We start from the raw sequence: 25612 nt of genomic DNA on the forward strand, positions 1-25612 counted from the left end.
AACAAGCAGTAACGTTGCGGCATAATTCGGAACAATGAATTTGCATCCCGTCACACAGCACAACAAAATAGTCTGCATATCACGATGACGATGGCTGAATGATGAAAACCAAACTGATTACCCGCGAAGGCTACAACCTGCTGAAGCAGGAGCTGGACTTCCTGTGGCGTGAAGAGCGCCCGGAAGTGACGAAGAAGGTCACCTGGGCGGCCAGCCTTGGCGATCGCAGTGAAAATGCCGACTATCAGTACAACAAAAAACGCCTGCGTGAAATTGACCGCCGGATACGCTATCTGACCAAGTGCCTGGAACAGTTGCGTATTGTCGACTATTCCCCACAGCAGGATGGCAAAGTGTTTTTCGGTGCCTGGGTTGAGGTGGAAAACGATGATGGCGATCTGAAGCATTTCCGCATTGTCGGCTATGACGAGATCTTCGGTCGCAATGACTATATCTCTATCGACTCGCCGATGGCGCGTGCATTGCTGAAAAAAGAGATCGGGGATGCCGCCATCGTCCACACCCCAGTGGGTGAAGCACTGTGGTACGTCAATGCGATCAGCTACGTCAAAGAATCCTAAACTCGCCGTTGCAGCCATGCTGACAGTCTGATGACTGGCATTATGCTGCTGCAATCCGTATAACTGTTGCCAATTTCTTAAGCTAAAAAGTGTCCCAACAATGATGAATAATTCACTGAGCCGCCTGATTGCAAGTGAGCTAAAGGCCAGACCAGAACAGGTTGAAGCCGCTGTTCGCCTGCTGGACGAAGGAAATACCGTGCCGTTTATCGCACGTTATCGTAAGGAAGTGACCGGCGGGTTAGATGATACCCAACTGCGTCAGCTGGAGACCCGACTGGGTTACCTGCGCGAGCTTGCCGACCGCCGCCAGTCCATTCTGAAATCCATTGCCGACCAGGGAAAACTGACCGATGAGCTGGCAGCGGCAATCAACGCCACCCTGAGTAAAACCGAGCTCGAAGACCTCTATCTGCCTTACAAACAGAAGCGCCGCACGCGCGGTCAGATCGCGATAGAAGCCGGTCTGCAACCCCTGGCAGACACGTTATGGCAGGAGCCGTCTCACGATCCTGAACAACTGGCCGCTGGCTACATTGATGCCGACAAAGGTGTTGCTGACACCAAAGCGGCGCTGGATGGTGCACGCTACATCCTGATGGAACGTTTCGCAGAAGATGCCGGACTGCTGGCAAAAGTGCGTGACTACCTGTGGAAAAATGCACACCTGGTCGCACGTGTGATCGATGGCAAAGAAGAGGAAGGCGCAAAATTCCGTGACTACTTCGATCATCATGAAGCGTTATCCACCGTACCTTCCCACCGTGCGCTGGCCATGTTCCGTGGGCGTAACGAAGGTATCTTACAGCTGGCGCTGAATGCTGATCCGCAGTTTGATGAACCACCGCGCGAAAGCCACGGTGAGCAGATCATCACAGACCATCTGAATCTGCGCCTGAACAATGCGCCAGCGGATACCTGGCGTAAAGCCGTAGTCAGCTGGACCTGGCGCATCAAGGTGCTGCTGCACCTCGAAACCGAACTGATGGGCACCGTGCGTGAACGCGCGGAAGACGAAGCGATTAATGTCTTCGCCCGCAATCTGCACGATCTGTTGATGGCGGCGCCGGCGGGGATGCGCGCCACGATGGGTCTCGATCCTGGCCTGCGTACCGGGGTCAAAGTCGCCGTGGTGGATGCGACCGGGAAGCTGGTCGCGACAGACACCATCTATCCTCACACCGGGCAGACTGCGAAAGCCGCAGCGGCCGTAGCAGCACTCTGTACCAAACATCAGGTTGAACTGGTCGCCATCGGCAACGGTACGGCATCTCGTGAAACCGAGCGTTTCTATCTTGAGGTGCAAAAGCAGTTCCCGCAGGTCCAGGGCGAGAAAGTCATCGTCAGCGAAGCGGGAGCCTCGGTCTATTCCGCTTCCGAACTGGCGGCACTGGAGTTCCCTGGCCTGGATGTCTCGCTGCGTGGCGCGGTTTCCATCGCCCGTCGCTTACAGGATCCGCTCTCCGAACTGGTAAAAATCGACCCGAAATCCATTGGTGTCGGCCAGTACCAGCATGACGTCAGCCAGAGCCAGTTAGCGAGAAAACTGGATGCGGTGGTGGAAGACTGCGTGAACGGCGTGGGTGTCGATCTGAATACCGCCTCTGTGCCGCTGCTAACGCGCGTGGCAGGGCTGAGCAAGATGATCGCCCAGAACATTGTCACCTGGCGTGATGAGAACGGCCGTTTCCAGAACCGTCAGCAGTTACTGAAAGTCGGTCGTCTGGGGCCGAAAGCCTTTGAACAGTGCGCCGGATTCCTTCGCATCACTCAGGGCGATAACCCACTGGATGCCTCTACCGTGCACCCGGAAGCTTATCCGGTCGTGCAGCGTATTCTCGCCGCCACCGAGCAGGCTCTTAACGACCTGATGGGTAACCCGACTGAGCTGCGTAATCTGAAAGCCGTTGATTTTACCGATGAGCGTTTCGGCGTGCCGACCGTGAGTGACATCATCAAAGAACTGGAAAAACCGGGTCGCGATCCACGTCCTGAGTTTAAAACCGCACAGTTCGCTGACGGCGTCGACACCATGAATGACCTGCTCCCGGGGATGGTGCTGGAAGGCTCGGTGACTAACGTCACCAACTTCGGCGCCTTCGTCGATATCGGCGTCCATCAGGATGGTCTGGTGCATATCTCCTCACTGGCCGATAAATTTGTCGATGACCCACACAAAGTGGTGAAAGCCGGTGATGTGGTCAAGGTGAAGGTGATGGAAGTGGATTTACAGCGTAAGCGTATTGCGCTGACCATGCGCCTTGACGAGCAGCCAGGCGAAACCAACGCGCGACGCGGTGGCGGCAACAAATCGCCGGACCGTGACAACGCGCGCCCGGCAAAAGCCAACAACAAGCGCCCTGCCGCCCAGCCTGCGGGCAACAGCGCGATGGGCGATGCGCTGGCTGCCGCCTTTGGCAAAAAAAGCTAATCCCCCCGGCGGGCCTGATGGCCCGCTCTTTTTTCCTAACCTCCGCGTCTGCCCTGCGATTAAGTTGCTCCATATCAATGTGAGCAAGAATCACTCTCATTAAAATTATCAGTGTCTATTTAAGCAGGCACCGCCAATGCAAATGATCCCACAGCACGCCTACCGAATCGTCGGTTTTTCGTCATCCATCAATCCGGTATTTCGCCAGAAACTCATGGCGCTGGGCCTGTTGCCCGGCATCACCTTTCGGCTGATCCGTATCGCTCCACTGGGCGATCCCCTACATATTGAAACCCGCCACGTCAGCCTAATGTTGCGCAAAAAGGATCTTGCATTACTCCAACTGGAAGCCATGCAGTCAGCCGGAGAGGTCGCATGAAAACCACGACTATCGCACTGACCGGGAACCCTAACGTAGGCAAAACTACCTTGTTTAACCAGCTCACCGGATCGCGCCAGCGGGTCGGTAACTGGGCCGGTGTGACCGTCGAGCGCAAAGAAGGGCAGTTCACCACAGAAGAGCATCAGGTGCAGTTGGTTGATCTGCCAGGCTGCTACTCACTCACCACGCTCTCGGCACAGGCATCGCTGGATGAACAGATTGCCTGTCAGTATCTCCTGAGCGGTGATGCCGACCTGGTGGTTAACGTGGTGGATGCCAGCAACCTTGAACGCAATCTTTATCTGACCTTGCAGCTGCTGGAGATGGGGCAGCCCTGCATCGTGGCATTGAACATGCTGGATATTGTTGAAAGCCAGCAAACAGAGTTAGACCTCCCGGCGCTGGAAGAGGCGCTGGGCTGTCCGGTGATACCGCTGGTTTCCACTCGCGGGCGCGGCATTAATCGCCTGAAAGAGACCATCGACCGTTATTCACGCCAGCCCACCCCGCTTGCTGTCCCCTATTCGCAGCCGCTGCAACAAGCGTTGCGTGAACTGGTCGCTGCCATGCCCGCCACCACGCCAGAAGGGCAGAAACGCTGGCTGGCCCTGCATATGCTGGAAGGGGATATCTGGAGCCAGCAGCAGATGCCCGCAGCCCAGGCGTTACTGCCAGGCATCCATGAACGTCTGGGGGAGGATGCCGCTCAGTCCATTGCCAGTAGCCGTTATCAGACTCTCGAATCACTCTGCCACAAGGTCATCCGTGCCGCCGGAAGCCGTAGCCTGTTCAGCCAGCGCCTGGATCGCCTGACCATGAACCGCTGGCTGGGCCTGCCGTTGTTTCTGCTGGTGATGTATATGATGTTCTTCCTCGCCATCAACCTTGGTGGCGCACTACAACCGCTTTTCGACCTCGGATCAGCGGCGATATTTATTCAGGGTACGCAGTGGCTGGGCGCTACGCTGCACCTACCGTTATGGCTGACGCTTTTCCTGGCGCAGGGCATCGGCGGTGGGATCAATACCGTCATGCCGCTGATACCGCAGATCGGCATGATGTACCTGTTCCTCTCTCTGCTGGAAGATTCCGGTTATATGGCGCGTGCCGCCTTTGTGATGGATCGGTTGATGCAGGCGCTTGGTCTGCCCGGTAAATCCTTTGTGCCGCTGATTGTTGGCTTTGGCTGCAATGTGCCCTCGGTAATGGGAGCACGCACGCTGGACGCCCCACGGGAGCGGTTGATCACCGTACTGATGGCGCCGTTTATCTCCTGCGGAGCGCGGCTGGCGATTTTCGCGGTCTTTGCGGCGGCCTTTTTCGGTCAGCGTGGTGCCCTGGTCGTTTTCAGCCTCTATCTGTTGGGGATTTGCGCGGCCATCGCCACTGGCCTGCTGCTTAAGCATACGCTGATGCGCGGTAACGCCAGTCCCTTTGTAATGGAGCTGCCACTGTGGCACGTTCCTCACGCCAAAAGTCTGCTGTTGCAAACCTGGCAGCGTCTGCGGGGGTTTGTCCTGCGGGCCGGGAAAGTGATTGTGCTGGTCAGTATGCTTATCGGTGCGCTAAACAGTTTTTCGTTTAGCGGCAAGCCGGTGAGTCATCTGAACGACTCCGCGCTGGCCAGCGTCAGCCAGACATTGACACCACTGCTGGCACCGATCGGTGTTCACGATGATAACTGGCAGGCTACCGTCGGTCTGCTGACCGGAGCGATGGCAAAAGAAGTGGTGGTCGGCACGCTGAATACTCTCTACACCGCCGAAGCGCTGCAACAGCAGGCATTCGACCCTGAGCAGTTCAGTCTTCGCACGCAGCTGAGTGACGCGCTGATTGAGACATGGCAAGGCATCAAAGCCACTTTCAGCCTCAGCGTTCTCGCCAACCCCATTGAGGCCAGTAAAGGCGATGCGGAAATGGCCAGCGGCGCAATGGGTACGATGCACAGCAAGTTCGCCAGCGATGCTGCCGCCTACAGCTACCTGATTTTTGTGCTGCTGTACGTGCCCTGCGTTTCAGTAATGGGTGCCATTGCCCGTGAAAGCAGTAACCGCTGGATGCTGTTCTCGATCCTGTGGGGGCTGGATCTGGCTTACTCGCTGGCCACCCTGTTTTATCAGGTTGCCAGTTTCCACCAGCATCCAGGCAGCAGCAGTCTGATTATTGCCACTGTCCTGTTGTTCAATGCCCTGCTGCTGGGCGCGCTACGCCGCGTGCGCATCACCCCGGCCCAGATCCCGGTTAAACAGGTCAGTACCGGCTGCCAGAACTGCGCCAAAAACGGTCGTTGCCACTGATGCAGGTTGCGATTTTGTGACCAGCGTCTACAGTGAAAAATAACGTCTGAATTTTTCACCCGCGGTGGCAATTCGAATAATAATGGATATTATCAATAACTTAATAGATAAGATCTACGATTACACTTTCCCGCCATCCTGCTTACAGCGGCTGCATACGCTGATTGCTGATGCGCGGGAGCGTATTCAACAGTCGCGTAAACCACACTGGGATGAAAAAGACGTGGTGCTGATCACCTACGCCGATCAGTTTCATGAAGAGAACACGCCCACCCTGACGACCTTCTCTCGTTTCTGGCAACAGCACCTGCAATCCAGCTTTAATCTGGTTCATCTGCTGCCTTTTTTCCCCTGGTCCTCCGACGATGGTTTCTCAGTCATTGACTATCACCAGGTGGACCCCAAATGTGGCGACTGGCAGGACGTCGCCGCCCTGCGCCAGCATACCCGGCTGATGTTTGATTTTGTCTGCAACCACATGTCATCTGAAAGCGCCTGGTTTCGCCACTATCTGGCGCAGGACCCCGGCTGGGACGATTTCTTTATCAGCATGCCGCCCACCACCGATTTAAGCGCAGTCACCCGCCCGCGCACCTCACCCCTTCTCACGCCTTTTGCGATGGCCGACGGTGAAACCCGTTTTATCTGGACCACCTTCAGCGCCGATCAGATCGACCTGAACTTCGCTAACCCGGAAGTGCTGATCGCGATGGTGAACGTGGTACTGGATTATCTGCAAAAAGGCGCCGATTACCTGCGCCTGGATGCGGTGGGCTATATGTGGAAAACGCCGGGAACGTCCTGTATTCATCTGGAAAAAACCCACCAGCTGGTCAAGCTGTTTCGCGCTATTGCCAACGAAGTGGCACCAGGCACGGTGGTGTTAACGGAAACCAACGTTCCGCACAAAGATAACATCAGCTATTTTGGTAATGGTCGTGATGAGGCGCAGATGGTGTATCAGTTTTCACTGCCGCCGCTGGTGCTGCACGCAATCCATTATGGATCGTCACGTGCCCTTCGCCAGTGGGCCGCCTCCCTCGATGGCGGCAGCGGCAGCACCACATTCTTCAATTTCCTCGCGTCACATGACGGCATCGGCCTGAACCCCTTACGCGGCATTCTGCCGGAAACCGAGATCGTCTCGCTGGTACGCGATCTGGCGATGGAAGGAGCGCTGATCTCCTATAAAAATAACCCTGATGGCAGCACCAGTCCGTATGAAATCAATGTCACCTACATGGATGCCCTGAATCAGAAAGCGGATGATGACGATACGCGCCTGCGACGTTTCCTGCTGGCCCATGCGCTGCTGCTGGCCTTTCCTGGCGTACCGGCCATCTACGTGCAAAGTATTCTCGGCTCACGTAACGATGTTGAAGGCGTAAAAACTGCCGGGTACAACCGGGCAATCAACCGCCAGAAATATGCCGTCAGCGATATCGAACAGGCGTTAATGGAAAAGGATTCACTGCGACAACGAGTCTACTATGCCCTCAGCCAGCTCATTCAGTTGCGTATCCAGCAGACGGCCTTCCATCCGGATAATCCCATGAGCATCATCGACAGTGACAATTCACTGCTGGTGATGAAACGCCAGGCAAGAGAAGAACAGGAATCCCTGTGGTGCGTGTTTAACCTGAGCAATAAAGCGGTGAGTATGATGCTGCCAGAGGCGCGCTGGTATCGGGATATTGCCAGTGGCGATCGTATTGATGGTGCGCAGGCGATGCTGCTGGAAGCGTGGGAATTCCGCTGGCTGAAAGCCTGAAACTGCCCACCGATGGCGGGCAGGGACTATCGCTTACTTATAGACGTCAGCCAATGCGTGATCGCGGTTCCCCTGCTGGGCTGCGATGATCACATAGTATTTACCGCCTTTCTCATCGGCTTTTTTCGATAAGCGGGCGTTGGCATCCATCGGATCGGTGGTGGAGTTTGTCGTCACCGTACCGATTTTTTCCAGCTTCATCTCCTGCGCTTTTTCGCGGGTGATCTGCTCGGCTGCACTGGCATTAAATGCCGCCAGGGTCGTCAACATCAGTGCAGAGATAGTGATCAGCTTTTTCATACAATTTCCTCTCCTTAGGTAAATATTTCCAGTTATCAATGGCAGTAAAAAATAGTGCCGTGACCATTATCGACCGCGATGTGCAAACCGACAACGCAGTGAATTGTTGCAATACGTAACGCCACTCTGCCTCCCCCGCTCAGTTGCCCAGAGATGGCGCTCCTCAGGGCCTGACGTTCTCACTGAAATCGATAATCTGCTGACAAAAATCGGCCGGATGCGAGATAAAAGGCGCATGGGCCGCTTTCTCAATAATATGGCTGGTACTGGCTGGCCAGGCATCATCAAGCAGCGGGACAATTTTTCGTGGTACTAAGCCATCCAGCGCCCCATACAGGCGTAAAAATGGTATGGACAGCGCGGCGAGCGCCTGGCGCACGTCTGCCGTCTTGAGAATTTCCAGCCCGCCGTTCAGGACCTCAACCGCAGGTACCGGTCGCTCAAACACCACGCTTTTCAATGCCCGGGCATCCTGGCGAGCGCTGTCCGTCCCCAGGGTTTGTAACGCGAGAAACCGCTCCACGGTGCGCTGGAAATCCTCACTCAACTGGTGCTGAAATGAGGTCAGCGTTTCCGGTTTTATGCCGGGCCAATCGGTTTCCGCACTGAAACGCGGTGAGGATGCCACGCTGACCAGACCACGCACCCGCTGCGGCGCATTCAGCGCCACCTGGCTGGCAACCAGGCCACCCAGCGACCAGCCCAGCCAGATGGCCTGCTCAGGGGCCTGCGCCAGCACAGCTGCCGCCATCTCATCGAGCGTCATTGCCGGGAATCCCTGGCTGTGACCATAACCGGGAAGATCCACCAGATGCAGACAAAAATGTGCGCTGAGCCGCTCGCTAATGCAATGCCACACCCCGGCGTTCAACCCCCATCCGTGCAGCAGCACAAGATGGCGATCGCCCTGTCCAATAGTCTCCCAGTGAAGCACCGTCATCGGTTATCGTCCTGTATTTAAATTACGAGGTCGCCATGCTACCAATGCCAGCAGGCTGTTGGCTATGTCTGATGCCGCTCAGCCTTGCACAGCACGGCTTGTGCACCGTTTGTTTACGCCACCTTCTGGCGATGCGCGGTGGTTGCCCACGCTGTGGACTGCCCAGCGGCGAAACAACCCGTGAATGCGGCCGCTGCCTGCACAGCCCACCTCCCTGGCAGTGGCTGGTGTTCGTCACGCCCTGGCAACCACCGCTCAGCCAGCTCGTAAACCGGCTAAAGTTTTATCGCACCACCGCACTTGCGGTAACGCTGGCCCGGTTGATACTGCTATGCTGGTTAATGCAACGGCGTGAAAGCGGGCTGCATCGTCCGGATGTATTGCTGACGGTCCCACTGCATCATCGCCGGGCGTGGCAACGCGGCTATAATCAGTTAGAGGATATGGCTCACTGTCTGGCACGCTGGACGCAATGTCGTTATTTACCCCGAGCCATCACACGTATACGTGCGGGGCGTATTCAGCACCGTCTGGGCGCTCTGGCGCGGCGTAAAAACTTACGCGGCGCGTTTACACTTGAAATTGATGTGCGCGGGCTGCATATCACCTTATTAGATGATGTGGTCACCACGGGCAGTACCGTCGCAGAGATAAGCCGCATTCTGCTGGCCAGGGGTGCTGCCAGCGTACAGATCTGGTGCCTGTGCCGAACCTTGTAGAGCGTCGGTGATGGGCGTATTATAACCAATGAAATTAGTTAACTATTGAGCAATCGCCATGATCCTAATTACCGACTCTGCACAAGAGCACTTCGCAAAACTGCTGTCAAAGCAGGAAGATGGCACCCAAATTCGTGTATTCGTGATTAATCCGGGTACACCGACTGCCGAGTGCGGTGTTTCCTACTGCCCACCCGATGCAGTAGAAGCAACGGATACTGAACTGAAGTTTCCCCTGCTGTCAGCCTATGTTGATGCCCTCAGCGCACCCTATCTGGAAGACGCTGAAATCGACTTTGTGACCGATAACCTGGGTTCACAGCTGACGCTGAAAGCACCGAACGCCAAAATGCGTAAAGTTAACGAAGATGCCCCGTTAATTGAGCGTGTTGAGTACCTGTTGCAGGCCCAGATCAACCCACAGCTGGCGAGCCACGGCGGTAAAGTTTCCCTGATGGAAATCACCGACGAAGGTTTCGCTATTCTGCAATTTGGCGGCGGCTGTAACGGCTGTTCCATGGTCGATGTGACCCTGAAAGAAGGCATCGAGAAAGAGATGCTGGCGGCGTTCCCTGAACTGAAAGGCGTACGCGACCTGACAGAACACGAACGCGGTGAGCATTCGTTCTACTGATGACCTGGGGCCGGATATCCGGCCCCTTCTCTTTTCTTTCCCCGCGATTTCACGCCCCCGGTTTAATTTTCCCCCGACTGCCTGTTTAATTTTCCCTGGCGTGATTGACGCTGGATTTTTCAGCTTACACGTGTACACTGAAACCTGTTTTCGCAACCTACAGGTCATCATGTTGAACAATATTGGCAGAAGAGTCGTGATCACAGGTATGGGCTTAATCAGCCCGCTCGGTAATGGCGTAGACGGTAGCTGGCAACGGCTGATCGCCGGTCAGTCCGGGATTCGTCATCTTCCTGAAGAGGCCTATGGCGATACGGCCATCCGCGTGGGTGGGCAGGTTCCCTCCATCGAACAAGACCCGCAGCACGGTTTTGATATTGCTGCGCTTATTCCGGTGAAAGAGCAGCGTAAAGCGGACCGCTTTATTCATCTGGCGCTGGCAGCGGCCGAAGAAGCCATCACGCAGGCCGGCTTACATAATCTATCGGAAACCGCACGTCTGCGCACCGCCACCATTATTGCCACCGGCATTGGCGGTTTTCATGCCATCAGCAATGCGGTCAAAACCGTGGCAGAAAAAGGCAGCCGTAAACTGTCCCCGTTTACCATTCCGTCGTTTATCGCCAATCTCGCGGCGTCACACGTGGCGATCAAATATGGCTTCAAGGGCATGCTGGGAACACCCGTTTCCGCTTGCGCGGCCAGCATTCAAAGTATCGGTGACGGTTTCCGCGCCATCCGTTTTGATGATGCGGATATCGCCGTGGTGGGTGGCTGTGAATCTTGCATCAATCCGGTTTCACTCGGGGGCTTCCAGGCCGCCCGCGCGCTCTCAACAGCCTTTAACGACCATCCTGAGCAGGCTTCGCGCCCGTTCGACCAGGCACGTGATGGTTTTGTGATGGGAGAAGGTGCCGGGATGCTGGTACTGGAGGAATTGACCCGTGCTCAGGCGCGTGGCGCCACAATCCTTGGTGAAGTGGTCGGTTATGGCACCACCTCGGATGCTTACCACATCACTTCCGGGCCGGAAGATGGCGAAGGCGCTGCGCGTGCGATGACCATTGCGCTCCAGCAGGCAGGGATAACAGGGCGCGATATCGATTATATCAACGCGCACTCTACCTCGACGCCGGTCGGCGATCTTGCCGAAATCAATGCGCTGCGTCGGGTACTGGGTGAAGGCGCTCACACGGCGATCTCCTCAACCAAATCCGCCACCGGGCATCTGCTGGGCGCCGCCGGGGCTGTGGGGGCGATCTTCTCACTGATGGCAATGCGTCAGCAGATTGCGCCACCTTCGCTGAATATCACACAGCTGGACAGTGCTGCTGAAGGGCTGAACATCGTTAAAAACAGTGCGCAGCAGATGACCATCCGCAGCGTGCTGGTTAACGGTTTCGGTTTTGGTGGTGTAAACGGTTCGGTGATTTTTAAAGCCTTTACGCCGTAAGCGCCGGGCGGACCGCAAGAGAAACGGGTCGGGCATGCCCGACCCCTACGTGATGCGGCAATAGTTGATACGGCGAGGCATGCCTCGCACGATTATTACGGGGCTTTACGTCGTTTATCGATATCCTTAATTAAGCGATTAACGCGATCATCGGCAAACATGGCCTCCAGCGTGACGCTCAGTTTACGCCGCCAGTTGGGATACTGATCGGTGGTGCCCGGTACATTCACCGGATCGGCCATATTCAGCCAGTCCTCTGGTTGCAGCCCCAGCAGTGCGCTGTTGCTGTCGGCAATAAAACGCTGTAATCCACGATTGAGCACCGTTGTCATCGCCAGCCTGTCCGCCCGTTTACCACAGCTTTTTGGCACACAGTGATGACGATGCAATGCCTCCAGCAATGCCTGTTTCTGGCGGACGCGATGCTCAAACAACCCTTTGAGGACCAGCTTGTCAGGATAAATACCCAGCGTTTGACCCAGAGTCAGATCCCCGGCACTCCAGAAGCCACGCAGCGTCGGCAGGTCATGGGTCGTCGCACTCGCCATAGACTGGCGTGGCCAAACGGAGGGTGCCCGGTAACGATCCCCACTCTCCTGCTCGAAGTAGAGAACCTTCCACGAATAGATACCACTGTCGCGCAGTTTACTGACAATTTCCGTCGGTACAGTACCAAGATCCTCACCGATCACCATGCACTGATGGCGCTGACTTTCCAACGCGAGGATTGCCATTAAGTCATCCACCGGATAGTGGACATAGGCACCGAAGTTGGCCGTTTCACCGTAAGGGATCCACCACAGGCGCAACAGCGACATCACATGATCGATGCGCAGTGCGCCGCAGCTCGCCATATTCGCCCGCAGCAGGTCGATAAACGGTTGGTAGCCACGCGCCGCCATCACGTGCGGGTCCATCGGCGGCAATCCCCAGTTTTGCCCCAGCGGGCCGAGGATATCCGGCGGCGCGCCAACGGAAGCTTTCAACCGGTAGAGTTCACGATCGCACCAGGTTTCGGAGCCGCCTTCCGCCACGCCCACGGCTAAGTCCCGGTAAAGCCCCACTGGCATCTGGTGCTGCTGGCAACACTGCCAGCACGCATCAAACTGACGATTCGCCAGCCATTGCAGCCATGACCAGAAACGCACTTCATCCTGCTGCTCACGGCAAAACTGCTGCACCGCCTCGCTATCGCCCTGCTGTACATTTTCAGGCCATACCGGCCAGCCCCAGCGAGCAGGATCGTCCTTCAGCATAGCGCAGTGCAGGGCATCAAAGGCGGCCTGGTTTAACAGGCTTTCTCCCCCGGCGTTGATAAAGGCCTCAAAGTGCTGCACGCTGGCGTCCTGCGCATCACGTGCGGTGAACTGCGACCAGGCATGACGTAGCCCCTGAATTTTTAATGCCCCCACCCGCGCATAATCCACCCAGTCAGCATCGCGTGCAGTGTGTAACGCCGTCTGGGTGCTCTTTTTCTGCCACCAGCGCTGAGCGGCCTTGCTGTGCTGGAAATCCGGCACGGCAGCCACATCGATATACATCACGTTGAGCCAGCGCCGTGACGACGGGCTGTACGGACTGGCATTTTCAGGCAGGGAAGGATAAAGCGCGTGAATCGGATTGAGACCAATAAATGCACCGCCGCGTGTGGCGATTTCGCTGACCATGTGCTTCAAATCGCCGAAGTCACCGATGCCCCAGTTCTGGGCCGATCGCAGCGTATAGAGCTGCACGCAGGCGCCCCACAGTTTGTCGCCGCGCTTTAACTCTGCAGGCTCATAGCAGCGTTTTGGTGCCACAATAATCCGGCACGGCCACTGTTTTTTCCCCTGCGTGAGCAACAGATGATGATAACCTTCTGGCAGATTCGCCGGCAGCGTCAGCACCTCTCCACCAGACACAGACCCCTGGTGGGTTTTCCCCTGCTCACTGTCAAATTGCCACTGATAATTCCCTTTTCCCCCCACCTGAAGCTGTTGAGTCCGTTTTTTCAGCAGCACACGACAGGGTGGCAATGGTGCATTTCCCCTATCAGGAACGGCGGCCATTGCCTCAAGCAGCTTTTCGCGCGTCCCGGCGCTCACCGCTTCCGGCTGCCCGCGTGCATTAATATATTTCGAAGCAATACCCGCCGCCGTAGCGGCCTGCTCACGCTTTTTTAAGTCCATCGCCTCTCCCGGGCCGTTTTGCCTGCCAGATACGCTGCTGGTAATCCCGAATCGAACGATCGGAGCTGAACATCCCGGTGCGGGCCGTATTCAGAATAGCCGCTTTCGTCCAGGCCTCCTGGTCACGGTACAGCGCTTCCACCTTCAGCTGTGCTTCGCAGTAACTGGCGAAGTCGGCCAGCACCAGCCACGGATCGCCCCCTTTGCCCAGGCTGTGCAGCATCATGTCGAACGCGTGTTTATCGCCATCACTGAAAAATCCTTTCTCCAGCTCTTTCAACAGGCTATCAAGATGTTTATCTTTTTTGCGTAACTTCAGCGGCTGATAGCCACTGGCTTTCAGCGCCTTGACCTGGTCCACCGTATTGCCAAAGATAAAGATATTCTCTTCACCCACCTGTTCAGCGATTTCAACGTTGGCCCCGTCGAGCGTACCTACGGTCAGCGCACCATTCAGCGCCAGCTTCATATTGCCTGTACCGGAGGCTTCATATCCGGCAGTGGAGATCTGTTCTGACAGATCGGCTGCCGGGATCATCAACTCAGCCGCCGTAATGCGATAATCCGGAATGAACACCACCTTCAGCTTGTCGCCCACCAGCGGATCGTTGTTGATCTTCTCCGCCACCTTATTAATGGCATAAATAATATTCTTCGCCAGGTAGTAACCCGGTGCGGCTTTGGCGCCAAACAGGAACACACGCGGCACCACATCCAGTTTCGGGTCGTCGCGCAGCCGTTTATAGAGAGAGAGGATATGCATCAGGCCAAGATGCTGGCGTTTGTACTCATGCAGGCGTTTGATCTGTACATCGAACAAGGCATCCGGGTTCACCACAATGCCAGTGCGCTGCACAATGTACTCAGCCAGGCGCAGCTTGTTGGCGCGTTTAATCTGTCGATACTGTTTGCGGAATGCTTTATTGTCGGCAAAGGCTTCCAGCCCTTTCAGCGCCTCCAGATTGTTCGCCCACTCAACGTTAAGCGTGTCATCGATCAACGCCGCCAGCGCCGGATTACACTGCTTCAGCCAGCGACGCGGCGTGATGCCATTGGTAACGTTATGGAATTTCTCCGGCCACAGCAGGTGATATTCCGGGAACAGGTCTTTCACCACCAGTTCAGAGTGCAGCGCAGCCACACCATTCACAGCAAAACCGCTGACCACGCAAAGATTGGCCATGCGCACCTGTTTATCGTGCACCACCGCCAGTTTCGCCCAAACGGCTTCATCCCCTGGCCACTGTTTCTCGACCACCTTTTTAAAGCGTCGGTTGATCTCTTTAATCAACGTGAAATGGCGTGGCAGCAGGCTGCGTACCAGCCGTTCATCCCAGCGCTCCAGCGCTTCCGGCATCAGGGTGTGGTTAGTGTAGGCGAAGGTCTGACGGGTGATGGCCCAGGCATCGTCCCAGCTTAACTGGTGCTCATCCAGCAGCACACGCAGCATCTCGGGAATGGCGATGGTCGGGTGGGTATCATTAAGCTGAATCACCTCATAGTCCGGCAACGTATGCACGCTGCGCCCAGCAAGGTGATGGCGACGCAGAATGTCGGCCACCGAACAGGCACACTGGAAGTATTGCTGCATCAGGCGCAGGCGCTTTCCTTCCTGATGGTTATCGTTGGGGTACAGCACTTTGGTCAGCTTCGCCGCATCAATACCCTGCTGCTCGGCCGCGAGAAACTTACCGTCATTAAACAGCGTGAGGTCGAACGGATGAGCATGGGAGGCCTGCCACAGACGCAGTGGCTGTACAACGCCGTTACGGTAGCCGGTCACCGGCAGATCCCAGGCTTCGCCGCGCAGAGTAAACGCCGGATGCCACGCCAGCTGGCCATCGGCATTTTTGATTACCGTCCCGCCGATGCCGACATTCACATCCAGCGCCGCATTGTGGCGAAACCATGGATAACGCTCACGCTGCCAGTCATCCGGTGCTTCAATCTGCTGACCGTCGTCAAACGACTGGCGGAATAAACCGTATTGATAATTTAGCCCATAACCCGTAGCCGGCTGCCCCACCGTGGCCATCGAATCCAGATAGCAGGCGGCCAGCCGCCCCAGCCCACCATTACCCAGAGCAGGATCAACTTCTTCTTCCAGCAGTTCACTGAGATCGCGCTGATGCTCTGCCAGTGCCGCTTTAACCTCGTCATACCAGCCCAGATTCAGCAGATTATTCCCGGTCAGGCGGCCAATCAGAAACTCCATAGAAATATAGTTAACGTGGCGCTGCTTTTTCACGGATTTCGTCACCGGCTTTGCCGCCAGCAGTTCTGCCAGCGCACCGCTGATCGCCTGCCACCACTGGTGGGCAGTCATGTCTGCGGCACGTGTATAACCAAGATGCTGCCACTGACGCGTCAACGCCGCATCAAAGCGCGCCTTATTGAATTTCTGTTGCGACATATAATCCCTCTTAAACAGGTGGGCAAAATGTGACTGAAGGCACCTTACAGTTAAGACGGCAAAACGAAAAAAAGCTCACCGCAGAATGCGATGAGCGAAAAAAAAGCAAGTAAACAACTAGAGGGAGACAACTAACCGGGCTGGGCTGCCCGGATAAAGCGCGCGGCAATAGGGTGCAGAACAGGCTGCACGCCCAGAATGGGAATAGGAGGTGAAAAAAAGAGACTGATCTGAGTATGAGTGAATTCGTTAAACGTGCCAGTAGCGGGCGACCTTTTTTTAGATCGCCCCGGCCGGGCTAGCAGAGTTCCAGATGAACTTCGTGCTGTTCGATCGTTTTCATGACACTCGGTGGCGGTGCCTGGTCGGTAAACAGGTAATCGATCAACCCCATATTGCCCAGGTTAACCATCGCGTTGCGGCCAAATTTAGAGTGGTCTGCCACCAGCATCACACAGCGGGAATTCTCGATTATCGCGCGCTTGGTGCGCACTTCATGGTAGTCGAAGTCCAGCAGGGAGCCGTCCATATCGATACCGCTAATCCCCAGAATGCCGTAATCGAGGCGGAACTGAGAAATATAATCGAGCGTCGCTTCGCCCATAATGCCGCCATCACGGGTACGCACTTCGCCCCCGGCCAGGATCAGGCGAAAATCGGGTTTCGCCATCAGCAACACCGCAACGTTCAGGTTATTAGTGACGATACGCAGATTACTGTGGTTCATGAGCGCATGCGCCACCGCTTCCGGAGTGGTGCCGATATCAATAAACAGCGAGGCGCCATCGGGGATCTGGCTGGCAACACGCTGAGCAATACGCGCTTTCTCTGCCGACCACATCATCTTACGGTCTTGCCAGGCGGTGTTTTCCGAACTGGAGGGTAACGCGGCACCGCCATGATGGCGCTGAATTTTGTTTTGCTCGGCCAGATCGTTTAAGTCGCGACGAATGGTCTGCGGGCTGACATCAAAGTGCTCTACCAGCTCTTCGGTACTGACATATCCCTGACGGCGCACCAGCTCAATGATGGCGTCATGTCGTTGTGTCTGCTTCACGCTGTTCTCCTTTTAGCTTTTTTTATGACGCGTATCGACAAAGGCCATCGCCAGCCCAACCAGCAGCCCGGTAACGTGCGCTGCATTGGCAATCGACAAACCAAACCAACCGAAATACCCCACCAGCAGCCACAAAACCGCAAAGGCCATCAATCCGCGTTGCAGAAAGATCCCGCGCTCAGGGCTGCGCTCACCGCTCAGCCAGGAATAGCCCATCAGGGCGTAGACCACACCGGAAAGCCCACCAAACAGCACACCGCTGAACTTCGCCTGCATCCAGCCGCTGAGCAGCGCGGATATCAGCATAATCACGAACAGCTTGCCGCTGCCGAGCCGCTTTTCCAGCGTGCCGCCAAGATACCAAAACCACATCAGGTTAAACAGAATATGCAGCAGCGAGAAATGCAGTAAGGCATGTGAGAACCAGCGCCACAGTTCAAAGTGCTGGTCTGCATCAGGCCAGGAGAGCAGGCGCATCACGGCGCCATCACCGAGCACCTGCATCAGGATAAAGACCAGCACGCAGGCTGCCATCACCGTCAGCGTGAGGACGCCAGCACGTTCACGCAGATTATCCAGCAGTGAAACATGCTGATAGTGAATGCCGCTGTCTGTCGTGCCCGAGGTCCAGCTGGCCGCCTGATAGCGCGCGTGGTTAGGGTCACGAATAAACTGGTTGAGTTCGTTTTCGACCACTGTCAGCTGCGATTCATCATCCAGCCACAGGGTGTAACCATTATCGTGCTCAACGCGCAACGTCACGCCGCGCGTCGCCATGTAATCGACAAACGCCTGCGCCGGGCGCAGATGAGTAAAATGGGTGATGCGCATAGAGAAGCGACTTCCTTTCAGTCAGACCAGACAAACCGAGAGTATAACGATTTCCCCTTACCGGTTGCAGGGGAAAGCGCGAGCGGTGACAAGAGAGGCGTCAGAGTGCGTCGACCTGCTGCGGGAAAGCGGCACGCCAGGCGTCAAATCCGCCATCAATACTGTAAGCCGCCGTGAACCCCTGACTGAGCAGGAATTGCGCTGCACCTTTACTGCTGTTGCCGTGGTAGCACATCACCAGCACCGGGGTCGTTAACGCCGCCTGGGAGATAAAAGCAGGCAGTGAATCGTTAGTCAGATGAAAAGCGCCGCTGGCATGGGCAGCAGCAAAACTCTGAGGGTCGCGAATATCAACCAGCAACGCATTCTCTTCAGAGAGTTTCTGCTGCGCCTGCTGTACGTTGATGCACTCAAATTGTTCCATGGTGGGTTCTCGTCAAAAGCTAAAAAAGTGACCAAATTACCCCCATTGTAGCCTGAAGGCGGCGCACAATAACCCGGGAGTTAGCAGGGAGATAAACTTTTTCTTGCAGCAAATATGTTACCTGCATCACGCATAATTGTTTTTATTAGGTTAACGCTAGCATCAATGTTGGTTTCCGATTAGTATAATGCTCGAAAACGAACATTAGTGAAAGATTCCGAACATCGGAGGAGATGACGTGGAAACCAAAGACCTGATCGTAATCGGCGGCGGTATTAACGGTGCTGGCATTGCGGCTGATGCTGCCGGGCGCGGCCTGTCAGTATTGATGCTGGAGGCGCAAGATCTCGCCTGCGCCACCTCTTCTGCCAGTTCAAAACTTATCCACGGTGGCCTGCGTTACCTGGAGCACTATGAATTCCGCCTGGTAAGTGAAGCGCTTGCCGAACGTGAAGTGCTGCTGAAAATGGCACCACACATCGCTTTCCCTATGCGTTTCCGTCTGCCGCACCGCCCGCACCTGCGTCCAGCCTGGATGATCCGCGTGGGTCTGTTTATGTACGACCACCTGGGTAAACGTACCAGCCTGCCGGGCAGTAAGGGTTTGCGTTTTGGCTCAGACTCGGTGCTGAAGCCGGAAATCGTGCGCGGTTTCGAATATTCTGACTGCTGGGTGGATGATGCCCGCCTGGTGGTGCTTAACGCGCAGGAAATTGAGAAGCGTGGCGGTGAAGTTCGCACCCGTACTCGCGTGACGCGCGCCTGGCGTGAAAACGGCCTGTGGATCGTGGAAGCTGAAGATATCGACAGTGGCAAAACCTTTACCTGGCGCGCCAAAGGCCTGGTGAATGCTGCCGGTCCGTGGGTTAAACAGCTGTTTGATGACAGCCTCAAGCTGAAGTCGCCGTATGGCATCCGCCTGATCAAAGGCAGCCATATCGTGGTACCACGTGTACACACCCAGAAGCAGGCTTATATTCTGCAAAACGAAGATAACCGTATTGTCTTCGTCATTCCGTGGATGGATGAATTCTCAATTATCGGCACCACCGACGTTGAGTACAAAGGCGATCCGCAGAATGTGAAAATCGACGATAACGAAGTCGACTACCTGCTGAAAGTGTTTAATGCCCACTTCAAGAAAGATCTGGGCCGTGACGATATCGTCTGGACTTACTCCGGCGTGCGTCCGCTGTGTGACGACGAGTCAGATTCTCCGCAGGCGATTACCCGCGATTACACGCTGGATGTGCATGATGATGCCGGCCAGGCACCGCTGCTTTCCGTGTTCGGCGGTAAGCTGACCACCTATCGTAAGCTGGCAGAGCACGCGATGGAGAAACTGAGCAAGTACTACCCAAGTATCGGTGCGGCATGGACCAAAAGCTGTGTACTACCGGGTGGCAACTTTGCCGGAACACGTGAAGATTATGCCGCGACCCTGCGTCGCCGCTTCCCGTTTATTACCGAGGCGATGGCACGCCACTACGCGCGAACTTACGGCAGTAATACAGAACTGCTGCTGAAAGACGCGACCTCTCTTGAGGATCTGGGTGAGCTGTTTGGTCACCACTTCTATGAAGCGGAACTGCGTTACCTGGTTGAGCACGAATGGGTACGCGTGACCGACGATGCTATCTGGCGTCGTACCAAAGAAGGGATGTGGTTGAACGATGAGCAGCAGGCGCGAGTGACCGCGTGGCTGACCGAACACGGTAAGAAACCGGCCGCGCTGTCGCTGGCATCGTAATATCAGCGGGTCGGGCATGCCCGACCCCTACGTTATGGCGGGGCGAAGCGGGTTGGCATGCCCGGCCCGTACATGATTCGTAGGGGCGAGGCATGCCTCGCCCTTTCCGGCTCTGATTACAATCTTATCGGTTTAATCCCCCAGATCTCATCCGCATACTCCTGAATGGTCCTGTCCGACGAGAAATACCCCATATTGGCAATGTTGTGTACCGCACAGCGCGTCCACTCTTCCTGATTACGATACAGCTTATCGACCTTATCCTGAGTATCCACGTAGCTGCGATAATCGGCCAGCAGCTGGTAGTGGTCCCCAAGATTAACCAGTGAATCAAAGATATTGCGATAACGCCCAGGCTCCTGAGGGCTGAATACTCCGGTGGCGATCTGTATCAGGACCTGATGCAGTTCGGCATCCTCCTCATAGAAAGTGTGGGAGTTATAGCCACTGTTGCGCAGCGCTTCGACCTGCGGTGTGGTGTTACCGAAGATAAAGATATTCTCTTCACCCACGTGATCCAACATCTCGACGTTTGCTCCGTCCAGCGTACCAATTGTCAACGCACCGTTAAGTGCAAATTTCATATTACTGGTGCCGGACGCTTCGGTGCCCGCCAGTGAAATCTGCTCGGAGAGATCGGCCGCCGGAATAATGATCTGCGCCAGACTCACGCCGTAGTTAGGAATAAACACCACCTTCAGTTTATTTTTCACCTGCGGATCGTTGTTGATCACCTTCGCCACATCGTTGATCAAATGAATGATGTGTTTTGCGGTGTAATACGCTGAGGCGGCTTTCCCGGCGAAGATATTGACCCTGGGCACCCAATCGGCCGTCGGATCGGCTTTGATGCGGTTATAGCGGGTGATGACGTGCAAAACATTCAGCAACTGGCGTTTGTACTCGTGGATACGCTTAATCTGCACATCAAACATCGCACGCGGATCGATCACCACATCCATTTTTTGGCTGATGTAAGCCGCCAGACGTTTTTTATTTTTCAGTTTGGCATTCGCCACCTGCTCAATAAAGTTCGGATAGTCAATATGCTGTTTCAGCTCATCCAACTGGCTCAGTTCGGTACGCCAGGTACGACCAATCGTCTCATCCAGCACATCGGAGAGCGCCGGGTTCGCCAGTGCCAGCCAGCGACGCGGCGTCACGCCGTTAGTTTTGTTGCAAAAACGGCCAGGGAACAGTTTGGCAAAGTCAGCAAACAACGACTGAACCATCAGATTCGAGTGCAGCTCAGAGACGCCATTCACTTTATGACTGACCACCACCGCCAGCCAGGCCATACGAATACGGCGACCGTTGTTCTCATCAATAATGGAAATACGCGACAGCAGCTCCCAGTCATCCGGGTAATATTCCTGGATGGTTTTCAGGAAGTAGTCATTGATGTCGAAGATAATTTGCAGATGACGCGGCAAAATTTTACCGATCATATCCACCGGCCAGGTCTCCAGCGCTTCCTGCATCAGCGTGTGGTTGGTGTAGGAGAACACCTGGCAGGTGACTTCAAACGCGTCATCCCAGGTAAATTTGTTCTCATCGATCAGCACGCGCATCAGTTCCGGGATCGCCAGCACCGGGTGGGTATCATTAAGATGCAGGGCAATTTTATCGGCCAGGTTATCAAAGGTCTGGTGCATCGCCCAGTGACGATGAAGGATATCCTGAACCGTGGCTGACACCAGGAAGTACTCCTGCCGCAGACGCAATTCACGCCCGGAATAGGTCGAGTCATCGGGATAGAGCACGCGCGACACATTTTCCGAATGGTTTTTATCTTCCACCGCCGCAAAGTAATCGCCCTGGTTAAACTTCCCGAGATTGATTTCATTACTGGCCTGCGCGCCCCATAGCCGCAGGGTATTGGTGGCATCCGTATCGTAACCCGGGATAATTTGATCGTAGGCGGTGGCCAGCACCTCTTCGGTCTCTACCCAGCGTGCGCGGCTGCCTTCCTGCTGAATACGGCCACCGAAACGCACCTTGTAGCGGGTGTTAAAACGCTGGAATTCCCAGGGATTCCCATATTCCAGCCAGTAATCCGGTGACTCCGCCTGGCGACCATCAACGATATTCTGTTTGAACATGCCGTACTCGTAGCGGATGCCGTAGCCGCGTCCCGGCAGACCGAGCGTGGCAAGGGAATCCAGAAAACAGGCAGCAAGACGACCGAGGCCGCCGTTACCCAACCCCGGATCGCTCTCTTCTTCAATCAGCTCCTCAAGGTCGAAGCCCATCTCTTCCAGCGCCGATTTTGCATCGTCGTAGATGCCCATCGCCAGCAGCGCATTGGACAGCGTGCGTCCCACCAGAAACTCCATCGACAGGTAATACACCTGACGCACATCCTGAGACAACTGGGCACGGTTCGATCGCAGCCAGCGCTCGACCATACGATCGCGCACGGCCAGCAAGGTGGCGTTCAGCCACTCGTGCTTATTAGCAATAGACGGGTCTTTGCCAATGGTGAACATCAGCTTATAGGCAATTGAGTGCTTGAGTGCATCGACACTGAGCGTCGGTGAGGCATAGGAGAACGGTGCGTTCATATCAAATTTCCCATTTTCTGGTTACAACAAACGTTGATAGAGATCGCGGTAGGCCACTGCAGCCACCTGCCAGCTAAAATCCATCCCCATTGCCTGACGCTGAACATAGCGCCACAACGAAGGACGGGACCAGAGAACAAAAGCACGTCGAATTGCACGTAATAACGACCAGGCATTACTGTCTTCAAAACTAAAACCGCTGGCGATACCGTCAGCCAGATTTTCCAGTGAGCTGTCATTCACCGTATCTGCCAGCCCTCCGGTACGCCGCACCAGCGGCAGCGTGCCGTATTTCAATCCGTAGAGCTGTGTCAGACCACAGGGCTCAAAACGGCTCGGCACCATAATCACATCAGCGCCACCAATAATGCGGTGCGAGAAGGCTTCGTGATAGCCGATTTGCACGCCCACCTGGCCTGGATACTCGGCAGCCGCAGCAAGGAACCCCTGTTGCAGTTCTGCATCCCCTGCACCCAGTAACACCAGCTGACCGCCCTGCTCCAGCAGCCCCGGCAGAGCTTCCAGCACCAGATCCAGCCCTTTCTGCTTCGTTAAACGGCTGACCACAGCAAAGACCGGCGCTTTGTCGTCGATCTTTAATCCCATGGTGATCTGCAACTGCCGTTTGTTCTCCAGCTTGGCATCCAGCACATCACGGTTATAGCGCGCATTCAGTAGCAGATCCTGCTCCGGATCCCAGATAGCCGGATCAACACCATTGAGTATCCCGGTCAGCCGCCCTTCCAGCTGGCGCTGTTTCAGCAAGTCTTCCATACCGTAACCAAACTCAGGCAGCGTGATTTCACGTGCGTAAGTCGGGCTGACGGCCGTGATATGATCGGCATAGAACAGCCCGGCCTTAAGGAATGAGATCTGCCCGTAGAACTCCAGCCCGTGCATATTGAAGAAGGAAGGCGGAAGCTGAAGCAGATCCAGATGCCGCGCTTCAAACAACCCCTGATACGCCAGATTGTGGACCGTAAACACCGATTTTGCCGGGCGACCACGCGCCGCAAGATAGGCACAGGCCAGCCCCGCGTGCCAGTCATGGGCATGCACCACATCCGGTCGCCACCAGTTATCCAGCCCACACGCCAGCTCACAGCCAATCCATCCCAGCAGCGCAAAGCGCAGATGGTTATCGGCGTAGGCGTACTGCGACTCATCGTGATACGGACTGCCGGGCCGATCGTACAGGCCGGGAGCATCGATCAGATAAATGCCGACGCCATCAAAATGACCAAAGTGTAACTCCACATCACCGGCAAATGTTTGCAGCTTCGCCACCACCTGAGTCGGTGTAATGGCTTTCTTCAGCGCCGGAAAGGCCGGCAACAACACCCTTGTATCCGTGCCTTCTGCGATTTGCGCCGCCGGTAATGCCCCAATAACATCAGCAAGTCCGCCGGTTTTCAGCAGCGGGAAAATTTCTGAACAGACGTGTAGCACCTGCATTATCGGCTCCTTTTTATCCTTCATACTTGAAGCTGCCTCTGTGTTGGCTGCGTTCACTCACCCGAATCACTTACCTGAGTAAGCTCATCGGGACTCGTTCTCTTGCCGCCTGGATGCAACTTCAATTATTTTGGATTACGTGTGTGCTATCGCCAGCCAAGCTTCGCCAGCATGGTCCTGGTGACAAGAACGATCCCTTCTTCCGATCGGTGGAAACGCCGGGCATCATCATCCGGATTTTCGCCAATCACCGTTCCTTCTGGCAGTACGCAGGCACGGTCTATCACACAACGTCGCAGACGGCAGGAACGTCCCACCTCTACATCCGGCAGTAATACCGATGACTCAATATTGCAGAAGGAGTTAATTCGAACCCGGGAGAACAGCACCGAGTTCACTACCACTGAACCAGAGATAATGCAGCCCCCTGACACCAGCGAATTCATTGTCATCCCGTGACTACCGGAGCGATCCTGCACAAACTTCGCCGGCGGCAACGGTTCCATATGGGTGCGGATCGGCCAGGTACTGTCATACATATCCAGTTCTGGCATCACAGAAGCGAGGTCAAGATTGGCTTTCCAGTAGGCTTCCAGCGTGCCGACATCGCGCCAGTAAGGTTCTGCCGTCTCATCATGCTGAACGCAGGAGAGACTGAAAGAGTGCGCCAGAGCTTCACCACTGGCGACAATTTTCGGCAGCAAATCTTTACCGAAATCATGGCTCGACTCCGGTAACGCCTGATCGACTTCCAGCAGGCCGAAAAGATATTCGGCATCAAAAACATAGATACCCATGCTGGCTAACGCCCGGCTGCTGTCGCCAGGCATTGAGGGTGGGTTCTCCGGTTTCTCAAGGAACTCAACCACCTTGTTATCATCATCCACCTTCATCACGCCGAAGGAACTGGCTTCCTCCAGCGGCACCGGCAGACAGGCAATGGTGCAGCGCGCACCGTTTTCTACGTGATCGATCAGCATGCGCGAGTAGTCCATCTTGTAGATGTGGTCCCCGGCCAGGATCACGATGTACTGCGCACGGTAGCGACGAATGATATCGAGGTTCTGCGTTACCGCATCGGCGGTGCCGCGATACCAGTGGTCGGTGGAAAGGCGTTGCTGCGCAGGCAGCAGATCGACGAACTCGTTCATCTCTTCATTGAGGAAGGACCAGCCGCGCTGGATATGCTGTACCAACGTGTGCGACTGATACTGGGTGATCACCGCAATACGTCGAATGCCGGAGTTCAGACAGTTGGAAAGCGCAAAATCGATAATGCGAAACTTGCCGCCGAAGTGAACGGCCGGTTTCGCACGCTTGGCGGTCAGGTCTTTCAGACGCGTACCGCGTCCACCCGCAAGGATCAGCGCAACAGTTTGTGTAGGGAGTTGCCTTGCCAGCATTACAGGGTCGTTCTTATCTAATTTGACCATGTCTGATTC

General features: G+C 55.5%; 19 protein-coding genes. 9 read left to right on the forward strand and 10 right to left on the reverse strand.

Features of this window, described 5'->3' with window-relative positions; all coding sequences use genetic code 11:
* The first annotated feature begins 101 nt into the window (after window positions 1-101).
* The 5 genes from greB (at window position 102) to FY046_RS14800 (ending at window position 7462) form a co-directional block, all read left to right on the forward strand.
* A complete protein-coding gene (gene greB / locus FY046_RS14780; RefSeq protein WP_133846703.1) occupies window positions 102-581 on the forward strand; it encodes a transcription elongation factor GreB in 480 nt (159 codons plus the stop codon).
* A 100-nt stretch (window positions 582-681) separates the two neighbouring features.
* Complete coding sequence (locus tag FY046_RS14785) at window positions 682-3012, forward strand: Tex family protein (protein WP_133846654.1); 2331 nt, start codon at window positions 682-684, stop codon at window positions 3010-3012.
* 136 nt (window positions 3013-3148) lie between these two features.
* Window positions 3149-3391: a ferrous iron transporter A gene (feoA, locus tag FY046_RS14790; protein WP_133846653.1), complete on the forward strand. Its 243-nt coding sequence runs from the start codon at window positions 3149-3151 to the stop codon at window positions 3389-3391.
* On the forward strand, window positions 3388-5691 hold the full coding sequence (gene feoB, locus FY046_RS14795) for a Fe(2+) transporter permease subunit FeoB (RefSeq protein ID WP_446186216.1): 2304 nt from the start codon (window positions 3388-3390) through the stop codon (window positions 5689-5691). The genes feoA and feoB overlap by 4 nt, the downstream gene beginning before the upstream one ends.
* Window positions 5692-5773: 82 nt before the next feature.
* Window positions 5774-7462 carry an alpha-amylase family glycosyl hydrolase gene (locus FY046_RS14800; protein ID WP_133846651.1) on the forward strand — a complete coding sequence of 563 codons (1689 nt, stop codon included), beginning with the start codon at window positions 5774-5776 and terminating at the stop codon, window positions 7460-7462.
* A 33-nt stretch (window positions 7463-7495) separates the two neighbouring features.
* On the opposite strand, the gene FY046_RS14805 is transcribed toward FY046_RS14800, so the two are convergent.
* A complete protein-coding gene (locus tag FY046_RS14805) occupies window positions 7496-7762 on the reverse strand; it encodes a YdgH/BhsA/McbA-like domain containing protein (protein WP_133846650.1) in 267 nt (88 codons plus the stop codon).
* A 163-nt stretch (window positions 7763-7925) separates the two neighbouring features.
* Window positions 7926-8702, reverse strand: coding sequence for a pimeloyl-ACP methyl ester esterase BioH (gene bioH / locus FY046_RS14810; protein ID WP_133846649.1), 777 nt, complete (start codon window positions 8700-8702; stop codon window positions 7926-7928).
* Between the two features lie 35 nt (window positions 8703-8737).
* On the opposite strand from bioH, the gene gntX reads away from it, so the two are divergent.
* From gntX to fabF, 3 genes are all read left to right on the forward strand, one after another.
* The gene (gene gntX, locus FY046_RS14815; RefSeq protein WP_446186217.1) at window positions 8738-9421 is read left to right on the forward strand and encodes a DNA utilization protein GntX; all 684 of its coding nucleotides are present in this window, start codon (window positions 8738-8740) and stop codon (window positions 9419-9421) included.
* A gap of 58 nt (window positions 9422-9479) precedes the next feature.
* Entirely contained in the window at window positions 9480-10055 is a 576-nt protein-coding gene (nfuA, locus tag FY046_RS14820) for a Fe-S biogenesis protein NfuA (protein WP_133846647.1), read from the forward strand.
* 169 nt (window positions 10056-10224) lie between these two features.
* Window positions 10225-11508: a beta-ketoacyl-ACP synthase II gene (gene fabF, locus FY046_RS14825; RefSeq protein WP_133846646.1), complete on the forward strand. Its 1284-nt coding sequence runs from the start codon at window positions 10225-10227 to the stop codon at window positions 11506-11508.
* A 95-nt stretch (window positions 11509-11603) separates the two neighbouring features.
* Here the strand turns inward: fabF and malQ are convergent, their stop codons facing one another.
* The 5 genes from malQ to glpE form a co-directional block, all read right to left on the reverse strand.
* Entirely contained in the window at window positions 11604-13676 is a 2073-nt protein-coding gene (malQ, locus tag FY046_RS14830; RefSeq protein ID WP_446186218.1) for a 4-alpha-glucanotransferase, read from the reverse strand.
* On the reverse strand, window positions 13657-16089 hold the full coding sequence (malP, locus tag FY046_RS14835; protein ID WP_133846644.1) for a maltodextrin phosphorylase: 2433 nt from the start codon (window positions 16087-16089) through the stop codon (window positions 13657-13659). The genes malQ and malP overlap by 20 nt, the downstream gene beginning before the upstream one ends.
* Before the next feature lie 298 nt (window positions 16090-16387).
* Window positions 16388-17146 carry a DeoR/GlpR family transcriptional regulator gene (locus FY046_RS14840; protein WP_133846643.1) on the reverse strand — a complete coding sequence of 253 codons (759 nt, stop codon included), beginning with the start codon at window positions 17144-17146 and terminating at the stop codon, window positions 16388-16390.
* A gap of 12 nt (window positions 17147-17158) precedes the next feature.
* On the reverse strand, window positions 17159-17977 hold the full coding sequence (gene glpG, locus FY046_RS14845) for a rhomboid family intramembrane serine protease GlpG (RefSeq protein ID WP_133846642.1): 819 nt from the start codon (window positions 17975-17977) through the stop codon (window positions 17159-17161).
* A gap of 100 nt (window positions 17978-18077) precedes the next feature.
* Entirely contained in the window at window positions 18078-18401 is a 324-nt protein-coding gene (glpE, locus tag FY046_RS14850) for a thiosulfate sulfurtransferase GlpE (RefSeq protein WP_133846641.1), read from the reverse strand.
* 238 nt (window positions 18402-18639) lie between these two features.
* Between glpE and glpD the strand changes: the two genes are divergently transcribed.
* The gene (gene glpD / locus FY046_RS14855) at window positions 18640-20151 is read left to right on the forward strand and encodes a glycerol-3-phosphate dehydrogenase (protein ID WP_133846640.1); all 1512 of its coding nucleotides are present in this window, start codon (window positions 18640-18642) and stop codon (window positions 20149-20151) included.
* A gap of 116 nt (window positions 20152-20267) precedes the next feature.
* Here the strand turns inward: glpD and glgP are convergent, their stop codons facing one another.
* From glgP to glgC, 3 genes are all read right to left on the reverse strand, one after another.
* Window positions 20268-22715 carry a glycogen phosphorylase gene (gene glgP / locus FY046_RS14860; RefSeq protein ID WP_133846639.1) on the reverse strand — a complete coding sequence of 816 codons (2448 nt, stop codon included), beginning with the start codon at window positions 22713-22715 and terminating at the stop codon, window positions 20268-20270.
* A 21-nt stretch (window positions 22716-22736) separates the two neighbouring features.
* Window positions 22737-24170, reverse strand: coding sequence for a glycogen synthase GlgA (gene glgA, locus FY046_RS14865; RefSeq protein ID WP_133846638.1), 1434 nt, complete (start codon window positions 24168-24170; stop codon window positions 22737-22739).
* A 146-nt stretch (window positions 24171-24316) separates the two neighbouring features.
* Window positions 24317-25603 carry a glucose-1-phosphate adenylyltransferase gene (gene glgC / locus FY046_RS14870; RefSeq protein WP_133846637.1) on the reverse strand — a complete coding sequence of 429 codons (1287 nt, stop codon included), beginning with the start codon at window positions 25601-25603 and terminating at the stop codon, window positions 24317-24319.
* Window positions 25604-25612: the final 9 nt, after the last annotated feature.

The organism is Erwinia sp. 1181_3, assembly GCF_052824965.1.

Excerpts from the sequence above, each read along its gene's own strand:
- glpG (WP_133846642.1), bottom strand. The coding sequence starts at position 17,977 with ATGCGCATCACCCATTTTACTCATCTGCGCCCGGCGCAGGCGTTTGTC.
- feoB (WP_446186216.1), top strand. The coding sequence starts at position 3,388 with ATGAAAACCACGACTATCGCACTGACCGGGAACCCTAACGTAGGCAAA.
- malQ (WP_446186218.1), bottom strand. The coding sequence starts at position 13,676 with ATGGACTTAAAAAAGCGTGAGCAGGCCGCTACGGCGGCGGGTATTGCT.
- feoA (WP_133846653.1), top strand. The coding sequence starts at position 3,149 with ATGCAAATGATCCCACAGCACGCCTACCGAATCGTCGGTTTTTCGTCA.
- FY046_RS14785 (WP_133846654.1), top strand. The coding sequence starts at position 682 with ATGATGAATAATTCACTGAGCCGCCTGATTGCAAGTGAGCTAAAGGCC.
- bioH (WP_133846649.1), bottom strand. The coding sequence starts at position 8,702 with ATGACGGTGCTTCACTGGGAGACTATTGGACAGGGCGATCGCCATCTT.
- glpE (WP_133846641.1), bottom strand. The coding sequence starts at position 18,401 with ATGGAACAATTTGAGTGCATCAACGTACAGCAGGCGCAGCAGAAACTC.
- glgP (WP_133846639.1), bottom strand. The coding sequence starts at position 22,715 with ATGAACGCACCGTTCTCCTATGCCTCACCGACGCTCAGTGTCGATGCA.
- FY046_RS14800 (WP_133846651.1), top strand. The coding sequence starts at position 5,774 with ATGGATATTATCAATAACTTAATAGATAAGATCTACGATTACACTTTC.
- fabF (WP_133846646.1), top strand. The coding sequence starts at position 10,225 with ATGTTGAACAATATTGGCAGAAGAGTCGTGATCACAGGTATGGGCTTA.
- nfuA (WP_133846647.1), top strand. The coding sequence starts at position 9,480 with ATGATCCTAATTACCGACTCTGCACAAGAGCACTTCGCAAAACTGCTG.
- malP (WP_133846644.1), bottom strand. The coding sequence starts at position 16,089 with ATGTCGCAACAGAAATTCAATAAGGCGCGCTTTGATGCGGCGTTGACG.
- gntX (WP_446186217.1), top strand. The coding sequence starts at position 8,738 with ATGCTACCAATGCCAGCAGGCTGTTGGCTATGTCTGATGCCGCTCAGC.
- glgA (WP_133846638.1), bottom strand. The coding sequence starts at position 24,170 with ATGCAGGTGCTACACGTCTGTTCAGAAATTTTCCCGCTGCTGAAAACC.
- FY046_RS14805 (WP_133846650.1), bottom strand. The coding sequence starts at position 7,762 with ATGAAAAAGCTGATCACTATCTCTGCACTGATGTTGACGACCCTGGCG.
- glgC (WP_133846637.1), bottom strand. The coding sequence starts at position 25,603 with ATGGTCAAATTAGATAAGAACGACCCTGTAATGCTGGCAAGGCAACTC.
- greB (WP_133846703.1), top strand. The coding sequence starts at position 102 with ATGAAAACCAAACTGATTACCCGCGAAGGCTACAACCTGCTGAAGCAG.